The organism is Qipengyuania aquimaris (assembly GCF_020171965.1).
Classification (GTDB): domain Bacteria; phylum Pseudomonadota; class Alphaproteobacteria; order Sphingomonadales; family Sphingomonadaceae; genus Qipengyuania; species Qipengyuania aquimaris_A.
The window spans coordinates 489,301-510,228 of sequence record NZ_JAIUZK010000002.1; the positions used below are offsets into that span (position 1 = coordinate 489,301).

A 20,928-nucleotide genomic window follows, 5' to 3' on the forward strand; every position below is an offset into this window, starting at 1 on the left:
ATCCGATGGCTGCGCTCGATCTTGTCTATAACCCCGTTTCGGGCAGTTTCAGCCAGTCGCATCTCGACTCCCTCGTGAGCGCGCTGGAAGGGCAGGGCTTCGCCGTGACGCCGATGCCGACCACGGCTGAAGGTGCGCAGTTGTCGGGTTCGGCCGATCTGGTGTGCGTACACGGCGGTGACGGCACTCTGCGCGATACAGTTCAGGCGCTGGGGGAAAAGGCAGGGAAGACGCCGCTGTGCGTCGCGCCCTCCGGCACGATCAATCTTGTCGCGCGGGAACTGGGCTATGCGCGCAAGCCTGCGGCCTTCGCTGCCGACTTGCGTGCTGCATGGGAGCGGGGCCGGGATACTTGGGTGCATTCGCCCCTGTACCGTTTGGGCGAGATGCCAATCGTCTCGTGCCTGTCCATCGGCCCCGACAGCCATGCCGTGGCACGCGTCGACGGCAAGCTGAAGAAGCGGATAGGGCGTTATGCCTACGTCGTTGCGCTGGCGCAGCAGATGCGGGACTGGCCGCGCGATACGATGACCATTCGCGGAGCGTTGGCGAGTGGAGAGCCGTTCGAGTACGAAGCGGAAGCCGCCATCGTAAGCCACGCGGCGCTTTATGCCGGTCCGTTTCAGGTCAGCCCGGAAGCGGCGCTGGCAGCAGATTCGGTCGAGCTGATTACGCTCAAGCGCTCCACCCGCATGGGCACGATTGCGCTCAGCCTTGCGGTGATGCTGCGCCTGCCGGTGGCAAAGCTGGGCATTGCCGAGATCCGTTCGTGCCGCAGGATCGAATTCGACCGCTGCGTAACGCCGGTACAGGTCGACGGCGACCACATGCCCGACTGCGCCTACGCAATCGGGCCGAGCGGCATGACTCTGAGCTACGTGGTCTGAGCGCTTACTTCTTGGTCGGCTTGGCAGGCGTGCGAAGACGCCCGCGATGGGCGTTCATGTCGAGCACTTCGCCCGGACCATTGTCTTCGTTCTGCAGCAGGCCGAGACGACGCGCGACTTCCTGATAGGCTTCGCTTTCACCGCCGAGATCGCGGCGGAACCGGTCCTTGTCGAGCTTTTCGCCGGTGTTGATATCCCACAGGCGGCACCCGTCGGGGCTGATTTCATCGGCCAGGATCACGCGACTGAAATCGCCGTCCCAGATCCGGCCGAATTCCAGTTTGAAGTCGACGAGGCGGATGTCGATGGCGCTGAACATGCCGCTCAGGAAATCGTTGATGCGAATGGCCATGCTCGACATGTCCTGCATCTCTTCGTGGCTGCACCAGTTGAAGCAGGCGATTTCCTCTTCGGAAACCTTGGGGTCGCCAAGGCCGTCATCCTTGTAGCAATATTCGATCAGCGTGTGCGGCAGCACCTCGCCTTCCTCGATGCCGAGGCGCTTGGACAGCGAACCGGCAGCGACATTGCGCACGACGACCTCTAGAGGGATGATCTCGACCTGGCGGACCAGCTGTTCGCGCATGTTGAGGCGGCGAATGAAGTGCGTCGGAATGCCGATGTGCGACAGGCGCGTGAAGACATATTCGCTGATGCGATTGTTGATCACACCCTTGCCGTTGATCGTGCCCTTCTTCTCCGCGTTGAAGGCGGTCGCGTCATCCTTGAAGTACTGGATGATCGTGCCGGGTTCGGGACCTTCGTAAAGGATCTTGGCCTTGCCTTCGTAAATCTGGCGGCGACGTGACATGGGCGGATTTTCCTTCGCGCTCAAAAAACTGCCGCCCCGGCAGTGCGATCGGCGTTGGTCCGATTGCCCCGGGGCGTCGAGCCTGCGCCTTTACCGCGAATGTAAGGGGGACGCAATCATACCCCGCGCTGGATGCCCGAAGGCTTGCGGCTTCGTCCTGTGAGGGGCAGCAAGGCAACCCATGGCGACGCACCGACACTATTTCCACTCCGGACTCGCGGTTGCGTCCGACCTGGCGCTGCCCGAATGGGAGGATTTTGCAGGGGGCGAGGGTGGCGACGTGAGGATCATCCTCTCCGACGCCGCCATGCCCGGGTGCCGCGAGGCGGACGGAACAATCATCGATGGCGACACGATCCGATTCGCTATCGACGGCACCGGGGTCTGGGAAATCACGGGCGGACACACGATCCGCATTTATCCTGACGCCCATGCCCAAGAGTTCGAATTGCGCCTCTTCACCCTTGGCAGCGCTTGGGGCGCGCTGGGGTACCAGCGCGAGTTAGCCATGTGGCATGGGAGCGTGGTCGAAAAGGACGGCCAAGCCATACTGTTCTGCGGCGAGGCAGGCTTGGGGAAGAGCACGACAGCGGCAGCAATGCTTGCCCGGGGCTGGGCGCTGGTATCGGATGACCTGAGCCGGATTGATGCGCAATCCGAAGGCGCACGCGTCCATCCTGCGAGTGCGCGAATCAAGCTGTGGCGCAATGGGATCGAGGCTTTCGACTGGGAAGAGCGCATCATCCAGCGCGACTACTTCCGCGACGACAAGTTCCATCTGAGCGCGCCGGATCATCATGGCGGGGCGGACCCCCTGCCGCTTGCCGCGATACTCGTCCTGGCCGAGGGCGATCGGATCAACATCGAGAGGCTGGACGGCCACCGGGCCATGCAAGCCGTGCTGGCCGGAACGGTCTATCGCCCGGAGATGCTCGAAGCGCTTAATGGCTGGGTCAAGCAAGCGCATGTAGCAGCGCAGATCGTTGCCCGCACACCGGTCTACACACTGCGAAGGCCGCGCGATCTCTCTGCATTGGGCAAGCTTGCCCAAACGTTGGAGGATCATCTGTCTGAGTGAGAAGGTGGTGCCCAGGGGCGGAGTCGAACCACCGACACGACGATTTTCAGTCGTCTGCTCTACCACTGAGCTACCCGGGCACACTGCTTCGGCAAAAGAGGCTTAAACCAGCCCCGTGAGCAATGAGAGCGCGCCTATGGCGAAGCTGGCGCGCCTTGGCAAGGGGGGAATTTCACTCTTCCTTGCCGCCGACCACTTCTGCGGCGATTTCTTCGGGCAAGGCGGGCCGTCCGGGCACGGCATAGCCATCGCCGAACCATTTCGACAGGTCGCGGTCTCGGCAGCGCGAGGAACAGAAAGGCGCGTGTTCCTGCGTGCGCGGCTTCTTGCAGATCGGGCAGGGACGGTTCTTGCTAGTCATGGGCAACGATTTGGGCAGCGGCGCTCTCGATGGCAAGGCCCGGGTCGGTCTCTATCCTCACCGGGCGACCTGTCCGGCGCTCCAGCTCTGCAATCCATTCCGGCCTGAGCTTCGCCTTGAGGGCGGGATGGATGGTCAGAAGCGTTGTTCCAGCCCCTTCGACGCGCTCGGCCCGGCGGATTGCCATGCGGGCAGCCATGCCGGTGCGGGAGGTGGCAAAGCGGTGCAGTAACGAAGGCCCCTCCAACCGCGCGACCAGCTGGACGAAGCCGAAGCCGTTCATGGCGGTCCTTTCATGAGGCCAATCGTCGAGCGCATCGTCCAGGGCGGCGTCGACGGCCTTGCGGTCAGACTTGGCTTCCAGGGTCGGGAAGTCGATCCCGATGGAGCCGCCGAGATCGAATTGGCGCAAAGCGGCGGCGATCGCCGGAACCGCTCTCAGGGCGAGTTCGCGAGCAGGCAGATCGCCATCGATGTCGACGAGCGTCATCGCCGGAGTGACACAGAGCAATATAGAGCCGCCATCGAACTCGACCTGGCCGCTCGATGCCGCTTCCCAGATTTCTTCCCAGCTTCCAGCGGGGAAGCGGTGAACAACCTTGGCACTGGAGAATACGTCGGGTGCTGGGTTTTGCATCACCTCGACCGGACGCGCTCCGGGCAGCTTGTAACGTCCGCGTTCGGTCATCGCGGCGCGGGTGATGACGCAGGCTATCGTCGATCCCTCGCTTGCATCGCGCGGCACCTTGTCGAGAAGGATTTCGCGCCCGTCCTCGAGCAGTCCGGTGCCGCGTGTCCCGCGTTTGGTGGCAAGCTTGGCAGAGACGTTCTGGCCTGCATGAAGTTCGCCATGCCAGCGGCATTTCGCTGCAATTACCGTATCGCCGTCGAGCAGGATCGCACGCGTCTCGCCGATCCCTTCCTCGACCAGCCAATCAGGCAATTGCGAAGCCCGCCGCTTTCAGCAGCGCCCGTGTCTCGTAGAGTGGCAGTCCGACTACGCCCGAATGGCTGCCCTGGATGCGCGAGATGAGCCCTTCCGCAAAGCCCTGGATGGCATAGCCCCCGGCCTTGCCGTCCCATTCGCCGCTGGCGATATACGCGTCGATCTCTTCCGCAGAGAGGCGCTTGAACATCACGATCGTTTCGCTGAGCCGTTCACGCAGCGAGCCGTCGGGTGCGCGCAAGGCGATGGCCGACAGGACGCGGTGGCGGCGGCCCGACAACAGCGCCAGGCATTCCCGCGCCGTTGCCTCGTCCTCCGCCTTGGGAAGGATCCGGCGACCGGCTGCAACCACAGTGTCCCCGGCCAGCACGAAGCCCTCGTCCGAAGCGGCAGCTTCGGCCTTCTCGCGGGCCATGCGCTTGGCATAGTCGCGCGGGAGCTCGCCCTTTGCGGGCGTTTCGTCGATATCGGCAGGGGCGATGGCATCGGGCGTCAGGCCGAGCCGCGCGATCAGTTCGCGGCGGCGCGGGCTGGCGGATGCTAGTATGAGAGTGGGCTTGCCCACGACGGCTTATTGCGGGCCGGGGCCGCCGCGTCCGGGCATGAAGCGGTAGGTGATGCGCGCCTTGGTTAGATCGTAAGGCGTCAGTTCACACAGCACCTCGTCGCCCACCAGCACGCGAATGCGGTTCTTGCGCATCTTGCCTGCCGTGTGGCCGAGCACCTCATGGCCGTTCTCGAGCTCGACGCGGAACATAGCATTGGGCAGCAGCTCCACAACGCGCCCGCGCATTTCGAGAAGTTCTTCCTTGGCCATTCGTATCCTTAGTCAAAAATGCAGTTCATCGGTTTGTGTCGCGCGCCCATAGCGGCAGGCGGGATAAAAGGGAAGCTTTAGGCATTAAGCGTTCAAGACGTAGTCACGCGACAAACCGATACACAGTGGCTGTTTGATCGACCTTGCGAGCGCTCTATGCCCGGGAAGGGATTTGGGCGGAATGACCAGACAGGATTAGTCTTTGATAAATTTACGTTCCCGCCAATCCGCGAGTGTGCTTGCGCTTGTCCTGGCCGGCTTGCCTGTCATCGCTGCAGCAGACGAGCAGGAGCCGCAATCTCTGCCCGATCCCGACGAGATCGAAGCAAGCGTGCCTCCGGCCGCGAACGATACCATCGTCGTGGAGGGCACCCGCATCCGGGGCCAGCTCTTCGTCGAGGAGAAACCGATCGCAGAGTTCGACGAGGCGGACATCGCCTCTTTCGGCGCGAGTTCGATCGCCGACGTAATCGCCGCCATCGAACCTGCTACCGGTAGCGGCGCTCGCGGGGGACGTGGAGGCGGCCGTCCCGTCTTCCTCATCAACGGCATCCGCGTGTCGAGCTGGCGCGAATTCCGCAGCTATCCGCCCGAAGCGATCCGCAAGGTCGAGGTTTTCCCGGAGGAGACTGCCCAACGGTTCGGCTATTCACCGGACCAGCGGGTCGTGAACATCCTTCTCAAACCCGACTTCCGCAGCGTGACCGCCGAAGTCGAATACGAGGGGCCCGAAAGCGGCGGCTTCACGCGCAACGAGCAGGAGCTCACCTTTTTGCGGATCGGCGAGAAGGGGCGCTTCAACATCAATGTCGACATCGAGGATTCCAGCCTGCTCACCGAGGCAGAGCGGGGTCTGACTGTCGCAAACGGTGCGCCCGGCGAAGCCGCATTTCGCAGCCTGCGGCCCGACACGATGAGCGCCGAGGGCACGATCAACTATGCGCGGGCTTTTCAGGAATCCGGCCTGTCGCTCAGCTTGAACGGAACGGTGAACCATTCGGAAAGCCGCAGCCTCTCTGGCCTGTCGAGCGACGGCATCGTGCCACTCGAACGACGCAGCGATATCGATACGGTTTCGGTCGGCGGCACAGTGTCGCGGCCGCTTGGCGACTGGAACGCGGTCCTTACGAATAATTCGGTCTTCACCGACTCCCGCACCGAAATCGACAGTTTCGACGGCAGCGGTTTTGACGTTGCGAACAACCGTACTTGGCGGCTGGACAACGCTCTGACCCTGACCGGCTATCCGATCAGCCTGCCCGCAGGCGATGTCAGCGTGACGGTCGATTACGGGTTGGACTGGGTTCGTCTCGCGAGCGACGACACGAGGACCGATCTCGAAACCGAGCTTACGCGGCGCAGGTTCAACGGCGGGACGAATCTCTCCATCCCGATTTCGGAGCGGGGTGGCCACTGGGGTGCCATTGGCGGCGTGAGCCTCAATTTCAGCTCCGGGTTCGAGGATCTTTCGGATTTCGGGACCCTCGCAAACTGGAGTGCAGGCATCAATTGGAGGCCGACGGACACGCTCGGATTCAGTGCCACGCGCATATGGAGAGAAGTCGCACCCGGTCTCGCAAGTCTCGGCGACCCGCGCATCGATGAATTCAATGTCCCCGTGTTCGACTATGCGAGCGGCAAAACCGTGCTTGCGACGCTGATAACCGGCGGCAATCCCGACCTTGCCGAAGAAACGCAGGCCGACTGGAAATTCACCGGTAACTGGGAATTGCCGTTCTGGGAAAACGCCCGGTTCCAGGTCGATTACGGCATCAACCGTTCGCGCGATGTCACGGCTACGCCGGGCTTCAGCGCTGCTTTCGAAGAGGCGTTTCCCGATCGCGTCACGCGCGATTTCACGGGTGACTTGCTGGCGATCGATCGTCGGCCTTTGACGCTTTACGAGACGCGCAGCAGGATCGTGTCTTTCGGCCTCAACGCGCGTGGCCAGATCGGCAAGCCACCCGAACGGCCCGAACGCGGCGAGCGCGGTCGAGGTGGTCCCCCCGCCGCTGCCGGACGTAGCGGACGAAGCGGTGGCGGTTTCGATCCGGCAAGGATGGAGGCCATGCGCGAGACCTTCTGCAAGACGCCCGAAGGCGAGATGCCTGACCTGTCCGGCGTCCCGGAGATGTTCCGTTCACGGCTGCTCGACGAAAACGGCAATCCCGATCCCGAAAAGGTCGCGGCTGCCCGCGCGCGGTTCTGCGGCGAGGATGCCGAACGGCGTAGCGAAGAGTTCGCTGCCATGCGCACGGCGATCTGTGCCGACCCGCCGCAGCTCGATGGCCTACCGGAACAGGTGCTCGCCCGCCTGCGCGGAGAGAACGGCGAGATCGATCCCGAGAAGGTGAAGACGATGCGCGCGCGCATGTGTTCGGCCTCGGCCGACGGTGAAGGCCAGCAATCCGGAGAGCGCCGCGGAGGAGGTGGCTTCGGCCGAATGTTCGGTGGCAATTCGAACGATACCCGCCCGCGTTACTTCCTCAGCCTCAATCACAATATCGCGCTCGAAAACGAGGTATTACTGGCCGAGGGCGGTCCCCTGTTCGACCAGCTTGCGGGCGATGTCCTGCAGGGCGGCGCGATTTCCGAGCATACTTCGCGCCTGGAGGCAGGCCTGTTCTGGCAGGGCTACGGCCTTCGCCTGTCCGGCCGCTATACGGGCGAGGCGACACTTCTGGGCGGAGATACCCCGGGATCGAGCGACCTCTTCTTCGGCGATCTGGCCACGTTCGACATGCGTTTGTTCGCCAACCTCGGCGAAATCTTCAAGAAGGACGAGGGCTGGATGAAGGGCCTGCGGCTCGCTTTCGTGGTCGACAACGTGTTCGACGCCCAGCGCGAGGTGCTGGACGAAAACGGCGAAGTGCCGGATGCGTTCGCGCCCGAACGGATCGATCCGGTCGGGCGCTATTTCGGCATCGATATCCGCAAAGCCTTCTAGGCCGCTACCGGCCTCAATGCAGCGAGCGCTGGGGGAAGACGATCCGTGCCCATAGGGGGGCGTTGAACGGCTTCCACCCGCCTTCCTTCTGGGCGAGGCGGTCGGCGATCGCGTAGACGGCGGCCGGATTGACCCCGAGGCCGCAATGGCTGGCCAGAACTTCGATGTTCTCGCAATCCTCGCGGTCGCCTTCCTGCACCGAACCGCGCCAGTGTACGACACCGTCAGTGCGCGTAAGGATCGACGTAGTTGGAACGGGCGGCGCTTCGGCAAGCTTCTGGAAATTTTCGCCTTTCATGACCTCCGGCTCCTTGCCGTTGAGGTATTCGAACAGGCGGCGGGCATTGGTGTGGTTGCGATCGTCGGAGATCGGGCTGCCGAGGCTGATGACCTGGCGGACCTTCTCCGGTGCAAGCTTGGCCAGTTCGCGCGCGAACACGCCGCCAAGGCTCCACCCGACGATGCTGATCGGGCGGCCGGTCCGCTCGTAGACTTCGTCGACACAGCCGAGCATCGCTTCGATGCGGGCCTGGTCCACCTTGATATTGCGCCCGAGGTTCCAGCCGGCACAGTCATATCCCAGATCGCACAACAAGCGGCGCAGCGGTCCGGTGGAATAGTCCGACGCCATGAAGCCGGGCAGCACCAATACGCCATGCCCGTCCCCGCGCGGTAGCAGGCTCATGAAGGGGCGCAGGGCATAAAAGCTGGCCAGCTCTCCCATGGCGCGGCCAGGTTCGGCCAGCGCCAGGATGCGACTGGGAGGACGCGCGTCGACCCGTGCGGCGGTTGTTTGTGTCACGATTTGGTTGTTCCTTTCCCTTTCGGGGCAGCCTTTGAACGGCTGACGACCCTTTTGGTGCCCTTCTTGGCGGGGGCCTTTTTCGTTGTCGTTGCGGCCTTCTTGGCCGGTGCCCGCTTCTTGGCGGCGGGCTTCTTTGGTGCAGGTTTCTTCGCCGAGGGCTTCTTCGCTGGAGCAGCCTTTGCACCGCCCTTGGCGGCATCGCGCAGCTCTTCGTAGGAAGCGCGGATGCACTCCACGTAGAATTCCGGATCGGGCATCATTTCGCGGTCGGCAGTGAAAGCGATTGTCGCTTCATCGGTATAGGACTGCACGACATGGCCGAGGCCGAGGCCATCGGTAAGGCAAAGCAGCCCCATCATGCTCTGCATTTTCGCACCGGCGGAATAGATCGGGATGGGCGGTCCGGGCACATTGGTCACGACCGTCGTGAAGATCGGCCCGACCCCGCGATTGGCAAGGCTGAGGCGGCTGTAAAGCTGCGCGCCGAGGGCCATGAACAAGGCCGGGCTCGCCTTGCTCATCTCCGTCATGTTCCGCGCGCCCAGCGCATCGGTCATGGCCTTGGAATTCTTCGTGCGGTCGTGGACCCACTCGAGGCGCTCGATCGGGTCTGCGATATGGGTGCCGAGCGGCGCGATCATGGCCGCTACCTGGTTGCCCATCGTGTCCTTTTCGCTGCTCGAACGGACCGAGATCGGCGCCATCGCGGTGAGCGTTTTCTTCGGCAGTTCGCCCTTTTCTTCGAGGTAACGCCGCATCGCCCCGCCGATGATGGCGAGGAAGACGTCGTTGACCTTGGCGCCTTGGGCCGCGGTACGGATCGCCTTGATCTCCGCCAGCGGGACGCTGACCCCTTCGACGACGCGGTGGGGGGAGATCTTCTTGTTGAACCGCGTCTTGGGGGCGATCATCTCGCTCGAGACATCGAAATCCTTTGCGGCCAGTCCCTTCAGCGCCTTGGCGAGACCGGGCGCAGCCTTGGCGGCAACTTCCAATTGCTTGAGCGGATTGGTGATGGCGTTGAAATAGCTCTTGCCCAGCAATTCGACCGGGTTGGGCACCTTCTCGGGCTTCCAATTGTCCGGCGTTTCTGGCGGTGGCTGGTCGGGGCGCAGCGTGTGCGTCGCCTCCATCAGGTCGATCCCGCTCATCCCGTCGATTGCGGCGTGGTGGACTTTGGTGATGTAGGCGTAGCTGCCCTTCTTCACGCCCTCGACGCCATCGAGCCCTTCGACGACCGTAATCTCCCAGGGCGGGCGGCTGAGGTCGAGCGGGCGGGCGAAGACGCGGGCCGCTTGGATGCACAGCTGGCGCCAGTCGCCCGGAGCAGGGAGGGCGACGTGCCGGACATGGTATTCGAGATCGAAATCGGGATCCTCTATCCAGTAGGGATAGTCGAGATCGAAGGGCACGCGAACGAGGCGCTGCCGCATGGTCGTGGAGAGTTGCAGCCGGCTTTCGATGAAGCCGAGAATGTCCTTGAAGCGTACGAAACCGCCGGGCGCGGTACTGGGATCGTAGATGAGGATGGAGCCGATATGCATCGGCGAATTGCGCGTCTCGAGCGCGACGAAACTCGCGTCCATGCCCTGCAGTTGCTGCATATGTTCCTTTCCGGCCACCGCAGCACATGAAAGCGCTCGGCAACTCTCCCCTGCACGGCCGGCTTTTGCCGGTCCGAAAGAAGGAAGCTAGCAGCATTGTGCAGCGCGTCAAATCGCGCGTTACAGCGCTTCCCCGGCGGCAACGCCGCTCGCCCAGGCCCACTGGAAATTATACCCGCCGAGCCAACCGGTTACGTCGACCGCTTCACCGATTGCGTAAAGTCCGGGGACGTTCTTCGCCGCCATCGTTTTCGACGACAATTCATTGGTCGATATACCCCCGACGGTCACTTCGGCCTTGGCGAAACCTTCCGTGCCATTGGGGCGGAATTCCCAGCGCTTGAGCCGTTCATTCGCAGTGCGCAGCGCCTTGTCGGATGCATTGCCGAGATCGCTTTGCACCCCCAGCTTTTCCGAGAGAATGTCCGCCAGCCGATCCGGCAGTTCATCGCGCAGGACGCTGCGGACCGTGGCCTGTGGCGTTTCGCGCTTGCGTTCGAGCAGCCAGTCGGCGTCGCGCCCGGGCAGGAAGTCGATCAGAACCGGATCGCCGGGTTTCCAATAAGATGAAGCTTGCAGGATCGCGGGGCCTGACAGGCCGCGATGCGTGAAGAGAGCAGCTTCCGGAAAACTCGCGTTGCCGGCGCGTGCCACGACCGGGGCGGAGACGCCCGAGATTTCTCGGAAAAGCACCTCTTCGCCGCCTAGCGTCAGCGGGACGAGGGCAGGGCGGGGCTCGACGATCTTCAGGCCGAACTTGCGGGCGAGGTCATAGGCAAAGCCGCTCGCGCCCATCTTGGGTATCGATGGTCCGCCGGTCGCGAGGACCAGCGAGGCGCCATGATAAGCCCCGCTGTTCGTGACGACCCTGAAGCCATTCTCCTGATCGACCGTCTGCACGTCCTCATGGCAGCGAACTGTCACTTCGCCGCCGAATTCAGAGGCTTTTTCGCACTCTGCCAGCAGCATGGCGACGATCTGCTTTGCCGAGCCGTCGCAGAACAGCTGGCCAAGCGTCTTTTCGTGCCATGCGATGTCGTGGCGTTCGACCAGTTCGAGGAAATCGCGCGCCGTGTAACGGGCCAGCGCGCTCTTGGCGAAATGCGGATTGGCGGAGAGGTAATTTGCCGGACCAGCGCCGATATTGGTGAAGTTACAACGGCCCCCGCCGGAGATCAGGATTTTCTTGCCCGGCCTGTCCGCCTTTTCGAGCACCAGCACGCGCTTGCCCCGCTGGCCTGCGCGCGCGGCGCACATGAGACCTGCGGCCCCCGCACCGAGGATGATGGCATCGTAGCTGTCCGGCATGTTGGCCTCAGGCTTGCTCTGTCGGCTTCTGGCGCGCCGCCACGAAATAGAGGACCGTGCCGACGACGACGAGTACGCCAAACATCGTCCACGCCTGCTGGTCCGCATGGCTGGCTATCCAGACCGAAGCGGCGAAAGCGAGCACGGCAACCACTAAATGAAGCGGGTTTATCCGGCCCTCGCGATGCTCGATCATCGGCAAGGCTGCTGCCGTAATCACATAGGTCAGCAGGCGGGATAGCGTGCTGGCCGCTGCGAGCGCGAGGAAGCCGCCCCACACGGCGAACAGGGCCGACGCGACACCGTAGAACAGGATCGAGTTCGCAGGCGTCAGGAAACGCGGGCTGACACGCTCGAACCACTGGGGCAACATTCCTTGTTCAGCCATGCCGTATGCCATGCGCGGCACGACGATCAGTCCGCCGAGGCTGTTTGCGGCGATCGAGAAACCTGCGCCCACGACGATGACGAGCGCTCCCCATTGGCCCAGCGCCACTTCCGCCGCCGCTGCGAGCGCGTTTTCATTGGCGCCTTCTTCGGGACCGATGGTGAGATAGGCCCAGATGACCAGAGCATAGAGGATGGTGACACCGGCCAGGACCGTGACCAGTACGCGCGGGATATCCTTCTTAGGGTCGCGCACCTCCCCTGCCGGGACGGTCACGCCCTCAAACCCGATGAAGGCGTAGAACAGCAGCAGGACGACGGATTCGACCTGGCTAAACTCGGGCAGGACCACAGTTTTGTGCGTGAAGGCGCCGAAGATCGCCACGCCGATGATAAGGACCAGCGGCGTCAGCTTCAGCGCCGTCAGCAATCCCAGCGTATTGACCGAACTGCGCATGCTCAGCAGTGTCACGCCCGTCAGCGCGAGGATCGTAATTACCACTGTGGCCGTCGCTGCAGTGCTATTCTCCAGCCACGGGAATACAGCCGCGAAATAGGCGATCATGACATGGGTATTCGCGGCCATCGCAACCGCGCCCGATGCATAGCGACCCCACCCGGCCTGGAAGCCTGCAAAGCTGCCGAATGCGGCCTTCCCGTAGAGCACCGGCCCACCGCTCCCGTCGAAGCGTGCGGCAAGCCATGCGAAGGTCAGTGCCAGCGGCAGGAACATGATCCCGCCGATCACCATCAACCACGGTGCGAAGCTGCCGACGGCCGCTACCAGTACGGCGGGCAGGGCGAATATTCCCGACCCGATCATTCCGTTGATCTGGAACAGCGAAGTGCCCCAGAAGCCGACTGTGCGCGGCGGCGCTATCTTGTTCCCGTCCATGCCGACAATCCGTGCCCTCTATGGCCTTTGTGCGCAAGCGATTGAGTATGGCGCGTCCACCGCCTATCTCCCTCCTCATGTCGCGTAGCAAGGCCGGTTCCCCCAACGATCCCAGAGGCAAGGAGCGTTTCCACGAGGAACGTGCCACCAAGACCGTGGCCAGTGCACAGCCGGACCTGGAAGCGGGGATCACCGCCATTCGCGAGACGGTGAAGACACTGAAGCCCCGGCCGGGCGTCTACCGGATGCTCGATACGCGCGGCGACGTGCTCTACGTCGGCAAGGCCCGTAGCCTGAAGGCGCGCGTTGCCAACTACACCCAGATCAACGGCCTTTCGAACCGCATAGTGCGCATGATCAGCCAGTGCCGCGCGATGGAGATCGTGGTCACCAATTCGGAAGCAGAGGCGCTGCTGCTCGAAGCGCAATTGATCAAGCGCTACCGCCCGCCGTTCAACGTGCTGCTGCGCGACGACAAGAGCTTTCCGTTCATCCTCCTGCGGGCCGATCATGCCTTCCCGCGCATCCAGAAACATCGCGGGGCGCGGCGGGCAAAGGGCAATTACTACGGGCCCTTCGCCAGCGCAGGTTCGGTCAACAAGACGCTGAATGCGCTGCAGAAACTGTTCCTGTTGAGGAGCTGCACCGACAGCTTCTTCAACAATCGCGACCGGCCCTGCCTGCTCTACCAGATCAAGCGATGCAGCGCGCCATGCGTCGGCCGCATCGACGAGCAAGGCTATGCCAGCCTCGTGGACGAGGCGAAGGATTTCCTGTCCGGCAAATCCTCCGCCGTGCAGGCGAATATCGAAAAGCAGATGGCCAAGGCCGCCGAAGATCTCGACTTCGAGACCGCGGCGATCCTGCGCGACCGGCTGCGCGCGGCGACTTTCATCCAGGGCTCGCAGGCGATCAATGCCAGCGGGGTGGGCGATGCCGATGTCTTCGCGCTGGCGAAGAAGGGCGGGCAGATCGGCGTGCAGGCCTTCTTCATTCGCGGAGGGCAAAACTGGGGCCATCGCGCGTTCTTCCCGCGCAATACGGGCGATCTGGAGGAGGCACAGGTTCTGGCCGACGTGCTGCTCCAGTTCTACGAGGAAGTCCCGCCGCCCAAGACCATCCTGACCGATCGCGAACTGGCCGAGCAGGAGCTTATCGCCGAAGCTCTGGCGGAGAAGGCCGGCCATGCCGTCGCCATCTCGATCCCGCAACGCGGCGACCGGCGCAAGCTCATGCAGCAGGCCCAGCGCAACGCTACCGAGGCGCTCGAACGGCGGCTGGCGGAAAGCGGCACCAAGGCCCGGATCCTGCGCGAACTGGCGGAATTTCTCGAACTGGAAGAAGTGCCGCAGCGTATAGAGATCTACGACAACAGCCATATCCAGGGCGACAAGGCGCTGGGTGCGATGGTCGTCGCCGGGCCGGAAGGCTTCGAAAAGGGCCAGTATCGCAAGTTCAACATCAAGACCGCCAAGTCCAATGACGATTTCGGCATGATGCGCGAAGTCATGCAGCGCCGCTTCCGTAAGCTGGCCGAGACGGAGCGTGACGACGAGGCTTCGCAGACGGGCAAGGGGCACGAGGCGATCTGGCCCGACCTGCTGCTGATCGATGGTGGCAAGGGCCAGGTGTCGAGCGTGATGGCCGTCCTGGAAGACCTGGGCATTGCCGACGACGTGCCGGTGATCGGTATCGCCAAGGGGCCGCATCATGGCCGCGAAGGGCGCGAGGTGTTCCACTTCCCCGACGGGCGCGAGAAGACGCTGCCGGTCAATTCACAGGTGCTGTTCCATCTCCAGAACCTGCGCGACGAAGTGCACCGCTATGCCATCGGCGCCCACCGCGCCAAGCGCAGTCGCGCGATCACCGCATCGCCGCTGGACGAGATTCCGGGCATCGGCCCTGCGCGGAAACGCGCGCTCTTGCTCCATTTCGGCACCGCCGGGAAAGTAAGGGCCGCTGCGCTGGAGGACCTCATGCGCGCTCCTGGCATCAGCGAAGGCGTCGCGCAGCAGATCTACGACTTCTACCACGCAGGCGGTTGAGGCGTCCGATTGGACGGCAGCCACGCTGTCCTGCATCTTTTGGGGCGACGGCTCAAATTTGAGCCAGATCAATGAACGGCATCGCCAGAGCGCTATCCTGACTGCATCGAATCCGGAAGAATAGCCTCGGCTGCCGGACCAACGCCAAGTGGGAGATCCGCCATGAAATCCATCCTGTTCAACGCATTCGCCGACAAGGGCCATCCGCAGCGCCTCGACCTGGCGCTAGACCTCGCGCGGGCTTTCGATGGCCACCTCTCGGTGCTGAACGCCGTTCCTTACGAAGCCGCAGGCACGATCGATCCCTATGGCGCGGCGTTCGCGGCCATGGTGCCGATCTGGCGCGAGGAGGCGGCGAAGCTGAAGGCCGACACGGAGAAGGACCTCGCCAACGAAGGGGTGGCTTGGGACTGGATCGATTGCGCGGGGCCGGTGTCGCTCTCGCTCATCCGCCACTCGACGCTGGCCGACCTCATCGTGATCGGGGAAAAGGAACCGCGCAGCGGCGGCAAGTCGCCATCATTCACGGCCGGTGAAGTGGCGCTGGGCGCGGACTGCCCGGTGCTGGTCCTGCCTGACGAGTGCAAGCGGCTCGATTTCGACAAGACCGCCGTCGTAGCCTGGGATGGATCGTCGGAATCCTCCCACGCCTTGCGCGCAGCGGTGCCCCTGCTGGCGAAGATGAAGGCGGTCTATCTTGTCACGGTCGGTGAAGGGAAGAAAGCCGACAAGGACTTCGACCTGCCCGCCATTCGCGGGGCCGATTACCTATCCCGCCACGGGATCGGCTGCGAAATCGTGCAGGTCGCGGCAGACGACAAGGGGGTCGCCCACGCGATCCAGTCTGCGGCCGACACCCGTGATGCGGGCCTGATCGTGATGGGCTGCTATGGCCGCCTGCGCTTGGCCGAACGGCTGTTCGGGGGCGTGACCCGCGCCATGCTCACGGATGTAAAGGTGCCTCTCCTCCTCAAACACTGAGGCGGAGTGGACCACGCACGCCGGGTCAGCCCTGCGAGGGCTTGCCCGGCTTGCGCTTGCCCGCGAACTTCTTGCCGGCCCCCGGACCCTTCTTGAAGGGTTTGCCCGGCTTCTTTCCTCCGGGGCCCTTGCCGAAAGGCTTCGGACGCACGCGTGGACCACCGGGGCCACCGGGACCGCCACGATCGCGACGGTTCTGGCGGGCTTCAATGCGAGGACCGTCGGGCGCTTCTTCGATCAGGATTGCGTCCTGCTCGTCTTCCGAACCCGCCGTGCGAGCGACCGCATCGGCGAACTTTCCGGCCACGTTGCTGGGGATCTGGAACCACGTTTCGAACTGGCCGACGCGGATGGCACCGATCTCGTTGCGCGTGATGTGACCACGGCGGCAGAGCAGCGGCAGGATCCAGCGCGGCTCGGCGTTCTGGCGACGCCCAACGCCGATCCTGAACCAGACCACGTCCTCGAAACCGGGACGATGACGGTCGGCCTTGGCCTTCTCGCGTGCTTCGGGCGTGTTGGCGACCAGTTCCTCGGGTTCGGGAAGGCGCGCGCGGTGGGTGTTCACCAGGGCTGCGGCGATGTCTTCGGGCGGCATGCGCGAAAGCAGGTCGGCCGCCATTTCGCGATCCTCGTCGCTGAACTCGCGCGGCTCGGTTAGGCGCTCCATCAGGCGCGTGCGATCCTTCTTGCGGATCTGTTCGGGCGAGGGTGCGTCCATCCATTCCGCAGCGATCTGTGCGCCGCGCAGCATTCCTTCGACACGGCGACGACGGTTGTAGGGCACGATTATGGCCGCCGTACCCTTCTTGCCCGCACGGCCGGTGCGGCCCGAACGGTGCTGCAGGGTTTCCGCATCGCGCGGGATTTCGACGTGGATGACGAGGCTCAGCGTCGGCAAATCGATGCCGCGCGCAGCAACGTCCGTGGCAACGCAGACACGCACGCGCTTGTCGCGCAGTGCCTGGAGGGCCTGGTTGCGTTCCGACTGGGAATGCTCGCCCGAAAGCGCAACGGCGGCGAAGCCGCGTTCCTGCAGTGTCGCGTGGAAGCGGCGGACATTGTCGCGCGTGGCGCAGAACAGGATCGCCGTTTCCGCTTCGTGGAAACGCAGCAGGTTGACGACTGCGTTTTCAATTTCGGCGGGCGAGACGGTGATCGCCTGGTAGCTGATGTCGCCATGTCCGCGGTCTTCGCCGCGCAGCGAGAGACGCAGGGCGTCCTGCTGGTACCGCTCCGCCAGTCGCACGATCGGGCGCGGCATGGTGGCCGAGAACAACAGGGTCCGGCGCGTTTCGGGCGATGCGTCGAGGATTTCCTCCAGATCGTCGCGGAAACCCATGTCGAGCATCTCGTCCGCTTCGTCGAGCACCACGCCGATCAGGCCCGAAAGGTCGAGCGCGCCGCGTTCGAGGTGGTCACGCAGGCGTCCGGGGGTGCCGACGACGATGGCGGGGCCTGCACGCAGGGCGCGGCGTTCCTTGCTGGCGTCCATGCCGCCGACGCAGGTCGCGATGCGCAGTCCGGCCTTCGCATAGAGCCAGCCAAGCTCGCGGCTCACCTGCAGGGCGAGTTCGCGGGTCGGCGCGACCACGAGGGCAAGCGGCTTTTCCACCAGCGGCAGGTTGGCGGTTTCTTCGAGCAGGGCGTCGGCCAGCGCCAGACCGAAAGCGACCGTCTTGCCGGAGCCGGTCTGGGCTGACACGATCAGGTCGCGTCCCTTGGCGTCGTCTGCGATCGTTGCGGACTGGACTGGGGTGAGGTCGGTATAGCCGCGCTCGGTCAGCGCTTCGCCGATCATCGGCGGGAGGGTTTCGAAAGACATAGGGCTCACGGGCATTGGCGCGTCGTCACTTGCGACGCGCGGGGAAACAGGAATCCGGCTGCTCGCGGTCCGTAAAGGCACGTGCGCGAGAGGGAGAGCGCGGCGGAAATCGAAAAGCCGTCGGCGCGTTCAGGCGGCCCTATAGCGGGATTCGACCCGTTTGGCTTGCTTTATTTTGCACCTGCGAAATGAGAGGCGAAATCAAGCCTTGTCCTTGCCCTTCGCACGCCTGATGACGCCTTCCTGCGCGACGCTGGCCACGAGCTCTCCGTCGCGATTGAATATCCGCCCACGGTTAAATCCACGACCGCCGCCGGACCACGGGCTGTCGGTTGCATAGAGCAGCCATTCGTCGGCGCGGGCCGGACGATGGAACCAGATCGCATGGTCGAGGCTGGCGCCTTTCAATTCGCCGCGCGCCCAGGACAGGCCATGGGGCAGGGCGCTGGTGCCGAGCAGCGTGAAGTCGCTGGCATAGGCGATCACGGCGCGGTGAAGGGCCGGGTTGTCCTCGATCGCGGGCAAGGGGGCCACGGTGCGGAACCAGCTGTGCGCGGCAGGTGGCTTGGGTTCCGCATTCATCCAGTGCAGCTTGTCGGACGTGCGCATCTCGATCGGGCGCGGGCGCAGCATGAGCGCACGCTGCACGTCGGAGACGTTTTCCATCGCATCGAGGAAGCGCTTCCTCAATTCGCTGTCGGGCAGCAGGTCTTCCGGCGGGGCGACGTCGGGCATGACGCTGTTGGCGTGCTCCAGCCCCTCTTCAGGCCGCTGGAAACTCGCCGTGAGGTTCAAGATCGCGCTCGGCTCATCGTCGCCGACCTGCTGGCGCGCGACGACGCGGCGATTGGCAAAGGACCGGCCGTCGAAATCGGCTGCGACCGAATAATCGATGTCGATGCCTTCCCGGCCGCCGCGCAGGAAATAGGCGTGGAGCGAGTGGGCTTCCATTCCTTCCGGCGCGCTGGCCTGTGCCGCCTGAAGGGCCTGCGCCACGACCTGTCCGCCGAAAACCCGCCCGATGCCGCCGGGCTGCTGGCGTCCGGCGAAATGCCCATCGCCCTTGTCGGTAACGGTCAACAGCCGGATCAGTCCGGCAACGAGGTCTTCTGGGGTCTTGGTATCGGTCACGCAGCGGCTTTGCTTGGGAGTGTGCGCAGCGTCAAGCGCCCCCGGCTCCCAGTTGCCGCATTACCCGCCATGCAAAGGATTTACCGCGATTGCTGTGGGGCCACCTGCCGGGCGCTTTCGGAGCGAAGCCGCGCTGGCGCAGCGATCCGTTGAAACAGCGCGCGGCAGCTTCGGCATAGCTCCATTCGCTACGCCAGGTAATGGAGAGCGATATCGAGCTGGCAGGGCCGTTGCGCACGAAATGCGGTGCCATCACGGGGACATAGACCGCTTCCTGCGGGCCTAGTTCGAACGGGGTGCCGCCCTTCGCTAGCGTATCGTCCCACGGCAATTCGCGTGGGCCGCCGAGGTGATAGCTCTCATGCACAGTATCCGGAGCGAACGCAGGATCGCCTGCGGGAAACTGGGTCATGACCTTGGTACCGGTCAGCTGCAGCAGGATGTTGTGCTCGGGATCGAAGTGATAGGGGGTTACCGCATTCGGGCTGGATATGAAGACATAGCCTTGCGGGGTCAGCATCGGGCCCGTCCTGCTCTCGATGACGGGGCGAAGTTCCTCAAGCAGATCGACCAGAAGGTCGTGATAGGCAGGGACCTGCTCGATATTCTTGAGCACCGCCCAGCTGTCACTCTCCGCGATACGCCGGATCGTGTCTTCGATAGTCAGCCCGTTCGGCGCCGGCTTGCCGTCGACGCCGATCGGAAGGTCGCCGCGGTTGTATTCCACGCTCTCGACCGGAAGCTGCGAAGCGAGCCCTGCCAGCGCATCCAGCGTCAGGCGCGGCTCGTCTGCGAGGTAGTGGCCGAGCTTGTGCGGCACCTCTGGATAGGAACGCGCAAACAGGTCCCTGCTTTCCTGTCCGAAAACGGTCATTGCCTGGCCTCCTGCCGCTTTTCCTCGATCCACGCCATTACAGCGCCGAGCGCCCTTCGCCACCCGTGGCCTACGGGGATAGTATAATAAGCGATCTTCCTGCGCTCGGACCAGATACGTTCGATCATGGAATGACCCGGCACCGCGCAACTGTCGCACCAGCGGATGTTCTCGTCTTCAAGCAGGGTGAGATTCTCGACCTGGAGCTGGAGGCCGGGCGAATAGCGCGCAAAATCTTCATCGAAGGTCGTCTTGAATGCGTAGGATCCCGGCGGGGTAAGGAAAGTCGCCAGCATGGCGATCGGCGCGCCGTCGCAGGTGAGCGTCAGGCGCTCAAGCCGCCCGAGAGCGGCTGCACTGGCCAGCGCTTTCCCGAAGACTTCTCTCGTGCGCGGGTCGGCGGCGATGGCGGATCCGGCTTCGCCCTTCCAGCCGCGCTCTTCCAGGGAGAGGAATGCGTCGACCCAGTCGTCGATTCCTTCGGCGGAACGGTGCCTTTCGACTTGGAGCGAACCGCTCTCCGACAAACGGTTTCGTTGCCTGCGCAATTCCTTGCGCGCCTTGGTCGTCATCGAATGTGCCAGGTAGCGTTCAGGCGACTGGCTGCTCTCCAGCAGCGCACGCTCGGCGGCGTAGGCTGTGCGCATGGGCCTTTTCGCGCGATCGCACACCTGTCGAAGGCTTCGTATGACAGGATCGTCCGGCGAGACCTGGCACAGGTGGAAGAAGAGCGAGCCTCCCGCCTCCGTGTCGAAATGGTCGAGACATGCTGTCCAGAACCTGGCCTCGTAGCCGGCAATGACCAGCGGCACTCCGCAGAACATGTTGGGGTGCATCCATGCGGCGAGATGCGGGATCCGGCGCCCGTGGTAAGCGCTCGATCGCTGCACAGGCATCAGGCCGCAAAGCTGCCCGTCATCTATGAGCAGGGCCAGCGCAATGTCCCCGTCCGGATCGAACGCTTCGAGCGACGGCAGGAGAAACCATCGTTCGAAGAATGGATTGGGCGAGGCTGCGGAAACCGCCAATGAATGCCAGGCGTCCTCTGGCAGGGCGGCATTCGCTTCTTGCCACGGGACGCAATGAAAGCCGTCTGCAAGCAAGCACGGGCGCGGGGCCGCGACCGCGATGTCCGGTTCCTTGCGTAGTTCCTGCATTTTCCCCGGTCCCGTCGCCGCGCGAAGTTCCGACCCTGCGGACAAACCTAGCGCCGTCGCAGGGCGATT

The 20,928-nt window shown here is 63.8% G+C and carries 18 protein-coding genes and 1 tRNA gene; 5 read left to right on the top strand and 14 right to left on the bottom strand.

Annotated elements, in window-relative coordinates:
• Window positions 1–5: 5 nt before the first annotated feature.
• Window positions 6–887 carry a diacylglycerol/lipid kinase family protein gene (locus tag LCM24_RS10040; protein WP_224803975.1) on the top strand — a complete coding sequence of 294 codons (882 nt, stop codon included), beginning with the start codon at window positions 6–8 and terminating at the stop codon, window positions 885–887.
• A gap of 4 nt (window positions 888–891) precedes the next feature.
• Here LCM24_RS10040 and purC read toward each other — a convergent pair whose 3' ends face one another.
• Entirely contained in the window at window positions 892–1,698 is an 807-nt protein-coding gene (gene purC, locus LCM24_RS10045) for a phosphoribosylaminoimidazolesuccinocarboxamide synthase (RefSeq protein WP_224803977.1), read from the bottom strand.
• A gap of 181 nt (window positions 1,699–1,879) precedes the next feature.
• On the opposite strand from purC, the gene LCM24_RS10050 reads away from it, so the two are divergent.
• A complete protein-coding gene (locus LCM24_RS10050; protein ID WP_224803979.1) occupies window positions 1,880–2,776 on the top strand; it encodes a hypothetical protein in 897 nt (298 codons plus the stop codon).
• Between the two features lie 5 nt (window positions 2,777–2,781).
• Here LCM24_RS10050 and LCM24_RS10055 read toward each other — a convergent pair.
• The 5 genes from LCM24_RS10055 to infA all read right to left on the bottom strand — a co-directional run bounded on the left by LCM24_RS10055 (window position 2,782) and on the right by infA (window position 4,900).
• Window positions 2,782–2,856: transfer RNA gene (locus tag LCM24_RS10055), tRNA-Phe, on the bottom strand.
• A 92-nt stretch (window positions 2,857–2,948) separates the two neighbouring features.
• On the bottom strand, window positions 2,949–3,137 hold the full coding sequence (gene yacG, locus LCM24_RS10060; protein ID WP_090482216.1) for a DNA gyrase inhibitor YacG: 189 nt from the start codon (window positions 3,135–3,137) through the stop codon (window positions 2,949–2,951).
• Complete coding sequence (locus LCM24_RS10065) at window positions 3,130–4,080, bottom strand: ribonuclease (protein WP_224803981.1); 951 nt, start codon at window positions 4,078–4,080, stop codon at window positions 3,130–3,132. Before LCM24_RS10065 ends, yacG begins: the two co-directional genes overlap by 8 nt.
• Complete coding sequence (locus tag LCM24_RS10070; protein WP_224803983.1) at window positions 4,073–4,648, bottom strand: Maf family protein; 576 nt, start codon at window positions 4,646–4,648, stop codon at window positions 4,073–4,075. Before LCM24_RS10070 ends, LCM24_RS10065 begins: the two co-directional genes overlap by 8 nt.
• Window positions 4,649–4,654: 6 nt before the next feature.
• Complete coding sequence (gene infA / locus LCM24_RS10075; protein ID WP_007163491.1) at window positions 4,655–4,900, bottom strand: translation initiation factor IF-1; 246 nt, start codon at window positions 4,898–4,900, stop codon at window positions 4,655–4,657.
• 235 nt (window positions 4,901–5,135) lie between these two features.
• On the opposite strand from infA, the gene LCM24_RS10080 reads away from it, so the two are divergent.
• Window positions 5,136–7,847 (top strand): hypothetical protein, encoded by a 2,712-nt coding sequence (locus LCM24_RS10080; RefSeq protein WP_224803985.1) that lies wholly within the window; start codon window positions 5,136–5,138, stop codon window positions 7,845–7,847.
• Window positions 7,848–7,860: 13 nt separating this feature from the next.
• Here the strand turns inward: LCM24_RS10080 and LCM24_RS10085 are convergent, their stop codons facing one another.
• The 4 genes from LCM24_RS10085 to LCM24_RS10100 form a co-directional block, all read right to left on the bottom strand.
• The gene (locus LCM24_RS10085) at window positions 7,861–8,649 is read right to left on the bottom strand and encodes an esterase/lipase family protein (RefSeq protein WP_224803987.1); all 789 of its coding nucleotides are present in this window, start codon (window positions 8,647–8,649) and stop codon (window positions 7,861–7,863) included.
• A complete protein-coding gene (locus LCM24_RS10090) occupies window positions 8,646–10,256 on the bottom strand; it encodes a WS/DGAT/MGAT family O-acyltransferase (RefSeq protein ID WP_224803989.1) in 1,611 nt (536 codons plus the stop codon). Before LCM24_RS10090 ends, LCM24_RS10085 begins: the two co-directional genes overlap by 4 nt.
• A gap of 120 nt (window positions 10,257–10,376) precedes the next feature.
• A complete protein-coding gene (locus tag LCM24_RS10095) occupies window positions 10,377–11,564 on the bottom strand; it encodes an NAD(P)/FAD-dependent oxidoreductase (protein ID WP_224803991.1) in 1,188 nt (395 codons plus the stop codon).
• A gap of 7 nt (window positions 11,565–11,571) precedes the next feature.
• Window positions 11,572–12,846: an APC family permease gene (locus tag LCM24_RS10100; protein WP_224803993.1), complete on the bottom strand. Its 1,275-nt coding sequence runs from the start codon at window positions 12,844–12,846 to the stop codon at window positions 11,572–11,574.
• A 77-nt stretch (window positions 12,847–12,923) separates the two neighbouring features.
• On the opposite strand from LCM24_RS10100, the gene uvrC reads away from it, so the two are divergent.
• Both uvrC and LCM24_RS10110 read left to right on the top strand, forming a co-directional pair.
• Window positions 12,924–14,891: an excinuclease ABC subunit UvrC gene (gene uvrC, locus LCM24_RS10105; protein ID WP_224803995.1), complete on the top strand. Its 1,968-nt coding sequence runs from the start codon at window positions 12,924–12,926 to the stop codon at window positions 14,889–14,891.
• A 162-nt stretch (window positions 14,892–15,053) separates the two neighbouring features.
• Window positions 15,054–15,872: a universal stress protein gene (locus LCM24_RS10110; RefSeq protein WP_224803997.1), complete on the top strand. Its 819-nt coding sequence runs from the start codon at window positions 15,054–15,056 to the stop codon at window positions 15,870–15,872.
• Window positions 15,873–15,897: 25 nt separating this feature from the next.
• Here the strand turns inward: LCM24_RS10110 and LCM24_RS10115 are convergent, their stop codons facing one another.
• From LCM24_RS10115 to LCM24_RS10130, 4 genes are all read right to left on the bottom strand, one after another.
• Window positions 15,898–17,697: a DEAD/DEAH box helicase gene (locus LCM24_RS10115; protein WP_224803999.1), complete on the bottom strand. Its 1,800-nt coding sequence runs from the start codon at window positions 17,695–17,697 to the stop codon at window positions 15,898–15,900.
• Window positions 17,698–17,898: 201 nt separating this feature from the next.
• Window positions 17,899–18,828: an acyl-CoA thioesterase gene (locus LCM24_RS10120; protein WP_224804001.1), complete on the bottom strand. Its 930-nt coding sequence runs from the start codon at window positions 18,826–18,828 to the stop codon at window positions 17,899–17,901.
• Between the two features lie 31 nt (window positions 18,829–18,859).
• Window positions 18,860–19,702, bottom strand: coding sequence for a cupin-like domain-containing protein (locus LCM24_RS10125; protein ID WP_224804003.1), 843 nt, complete (start codon window positions 19,700–19,702; stop codon window positions 18,860–18,862).
• Complete coding sequence (locus LCM24_RS10130; RefSeq protein ID WP_224804005.1) at window positions 19,699–20,859, bottom strand: GNAT family N-acetyltransferase; 1,161 nt, start codon at window positions 20,857–20,859, stop codon at window positions 19,699–19,701. The genes LCM24_RS10125 and LCM24_RS10130 overlap by 4 nt, the downstream gene beginning before the upstream one ends.
• Window positions 20,860–20,928: the final 69 nt, after the last annotated feature.

Bases quoted from the DNA above. Each gene is read 5' to 3' on its own strand.
- LCM24_RS10040 (WP_224803975.1), top strand. From the start codon at position 6: ATGGCTGCGCTCGATCTTGTCTATAACCCCGTTTCGGGCAGTTTCAGC.
- purC (WP_224803977.1), bottom strand. From the start codon at position 1,698: ATGTCACGTCGCCGCCAGATTTACGAAGGCAAGGCCAAGATCCTTTAC.
- LCM24_RS10050 (WP_224803979.1), top strand. From the start codon at position 1,880: ATGGCGACGCACCGACACTATTTCCACTCCGGACTCGCGGTTGCGTCC.
- yacG (WP_090482216.1), bottom strand. From the start codon at position 3,137: ATGACTAGCAAGAACCGTCCCTGCCCGATCTGCAAGAAGCCGCGCACG.
- infA (WP_007163491.1), bottom strand. From the start codon at position 4,900: ATGGCCAAGGAAGAACTTCTCGAAATGCGCGGGCGCGTTGTGGAGCTG.
- LCM24_RS10090 (WP_224803989.1), bottom strand. From the start codon at position 10,256: ATGCAGCAACTGCAGGGCATGGACGCGAGTTTCGTCGCGCTCGAGACG.
- LCM24_RS10095 (WP_224803991.1), bottom strand. From the start codon at position 11,564: ATGCCGGACAGCTACGATGCCATCATCCTCGGTGCGGGGGCCGCAGGT.
- LCM24_RS10100 (WP_224803993.1), bottom strand. From the start codon at position 12,846: ATGGACGGGAACAAGATAGCGCCGCCGCGCACAGTCGGCTTCTGGGGC.
- uvrC (WP_224803995.1), top strand. From the start codon at position 12,924: ATGTCGCGTAGCAAGGCCGGTTCCCCCAACGATCCCAGAGGCAAGGAG.
- LCM24_RS10110 (WP_224803997.1), top strand. From the start codon at position 15,054: ATGAAATCCATCCTGTTCAACGCATTCGCCGACAAGGGCCATCCGCAG.
- LCM24_RS10115 (WP_224803999.1), bottom strand. From the start codon at position 17,697: ATGTCTTTCGAAACCCTCCCGCCGATGATCGGCGAAGCGCTGACCGAG.
- LCM24_RS10125 (WP_224804003.1), bottom strand. From the start codon at position 19,702: ATGACCGTTTTCGGACAGGAAAGCAGGGACCTGTTTGCGCGTTCCTAT.
- LCM24_RS10130 (WP_224804005.1), bottom strand. From the start codon at position 20,859: ATGCAGGAACTACGCAAGGAACCGGACATCGCGGTCGCGGCCCCGCGC.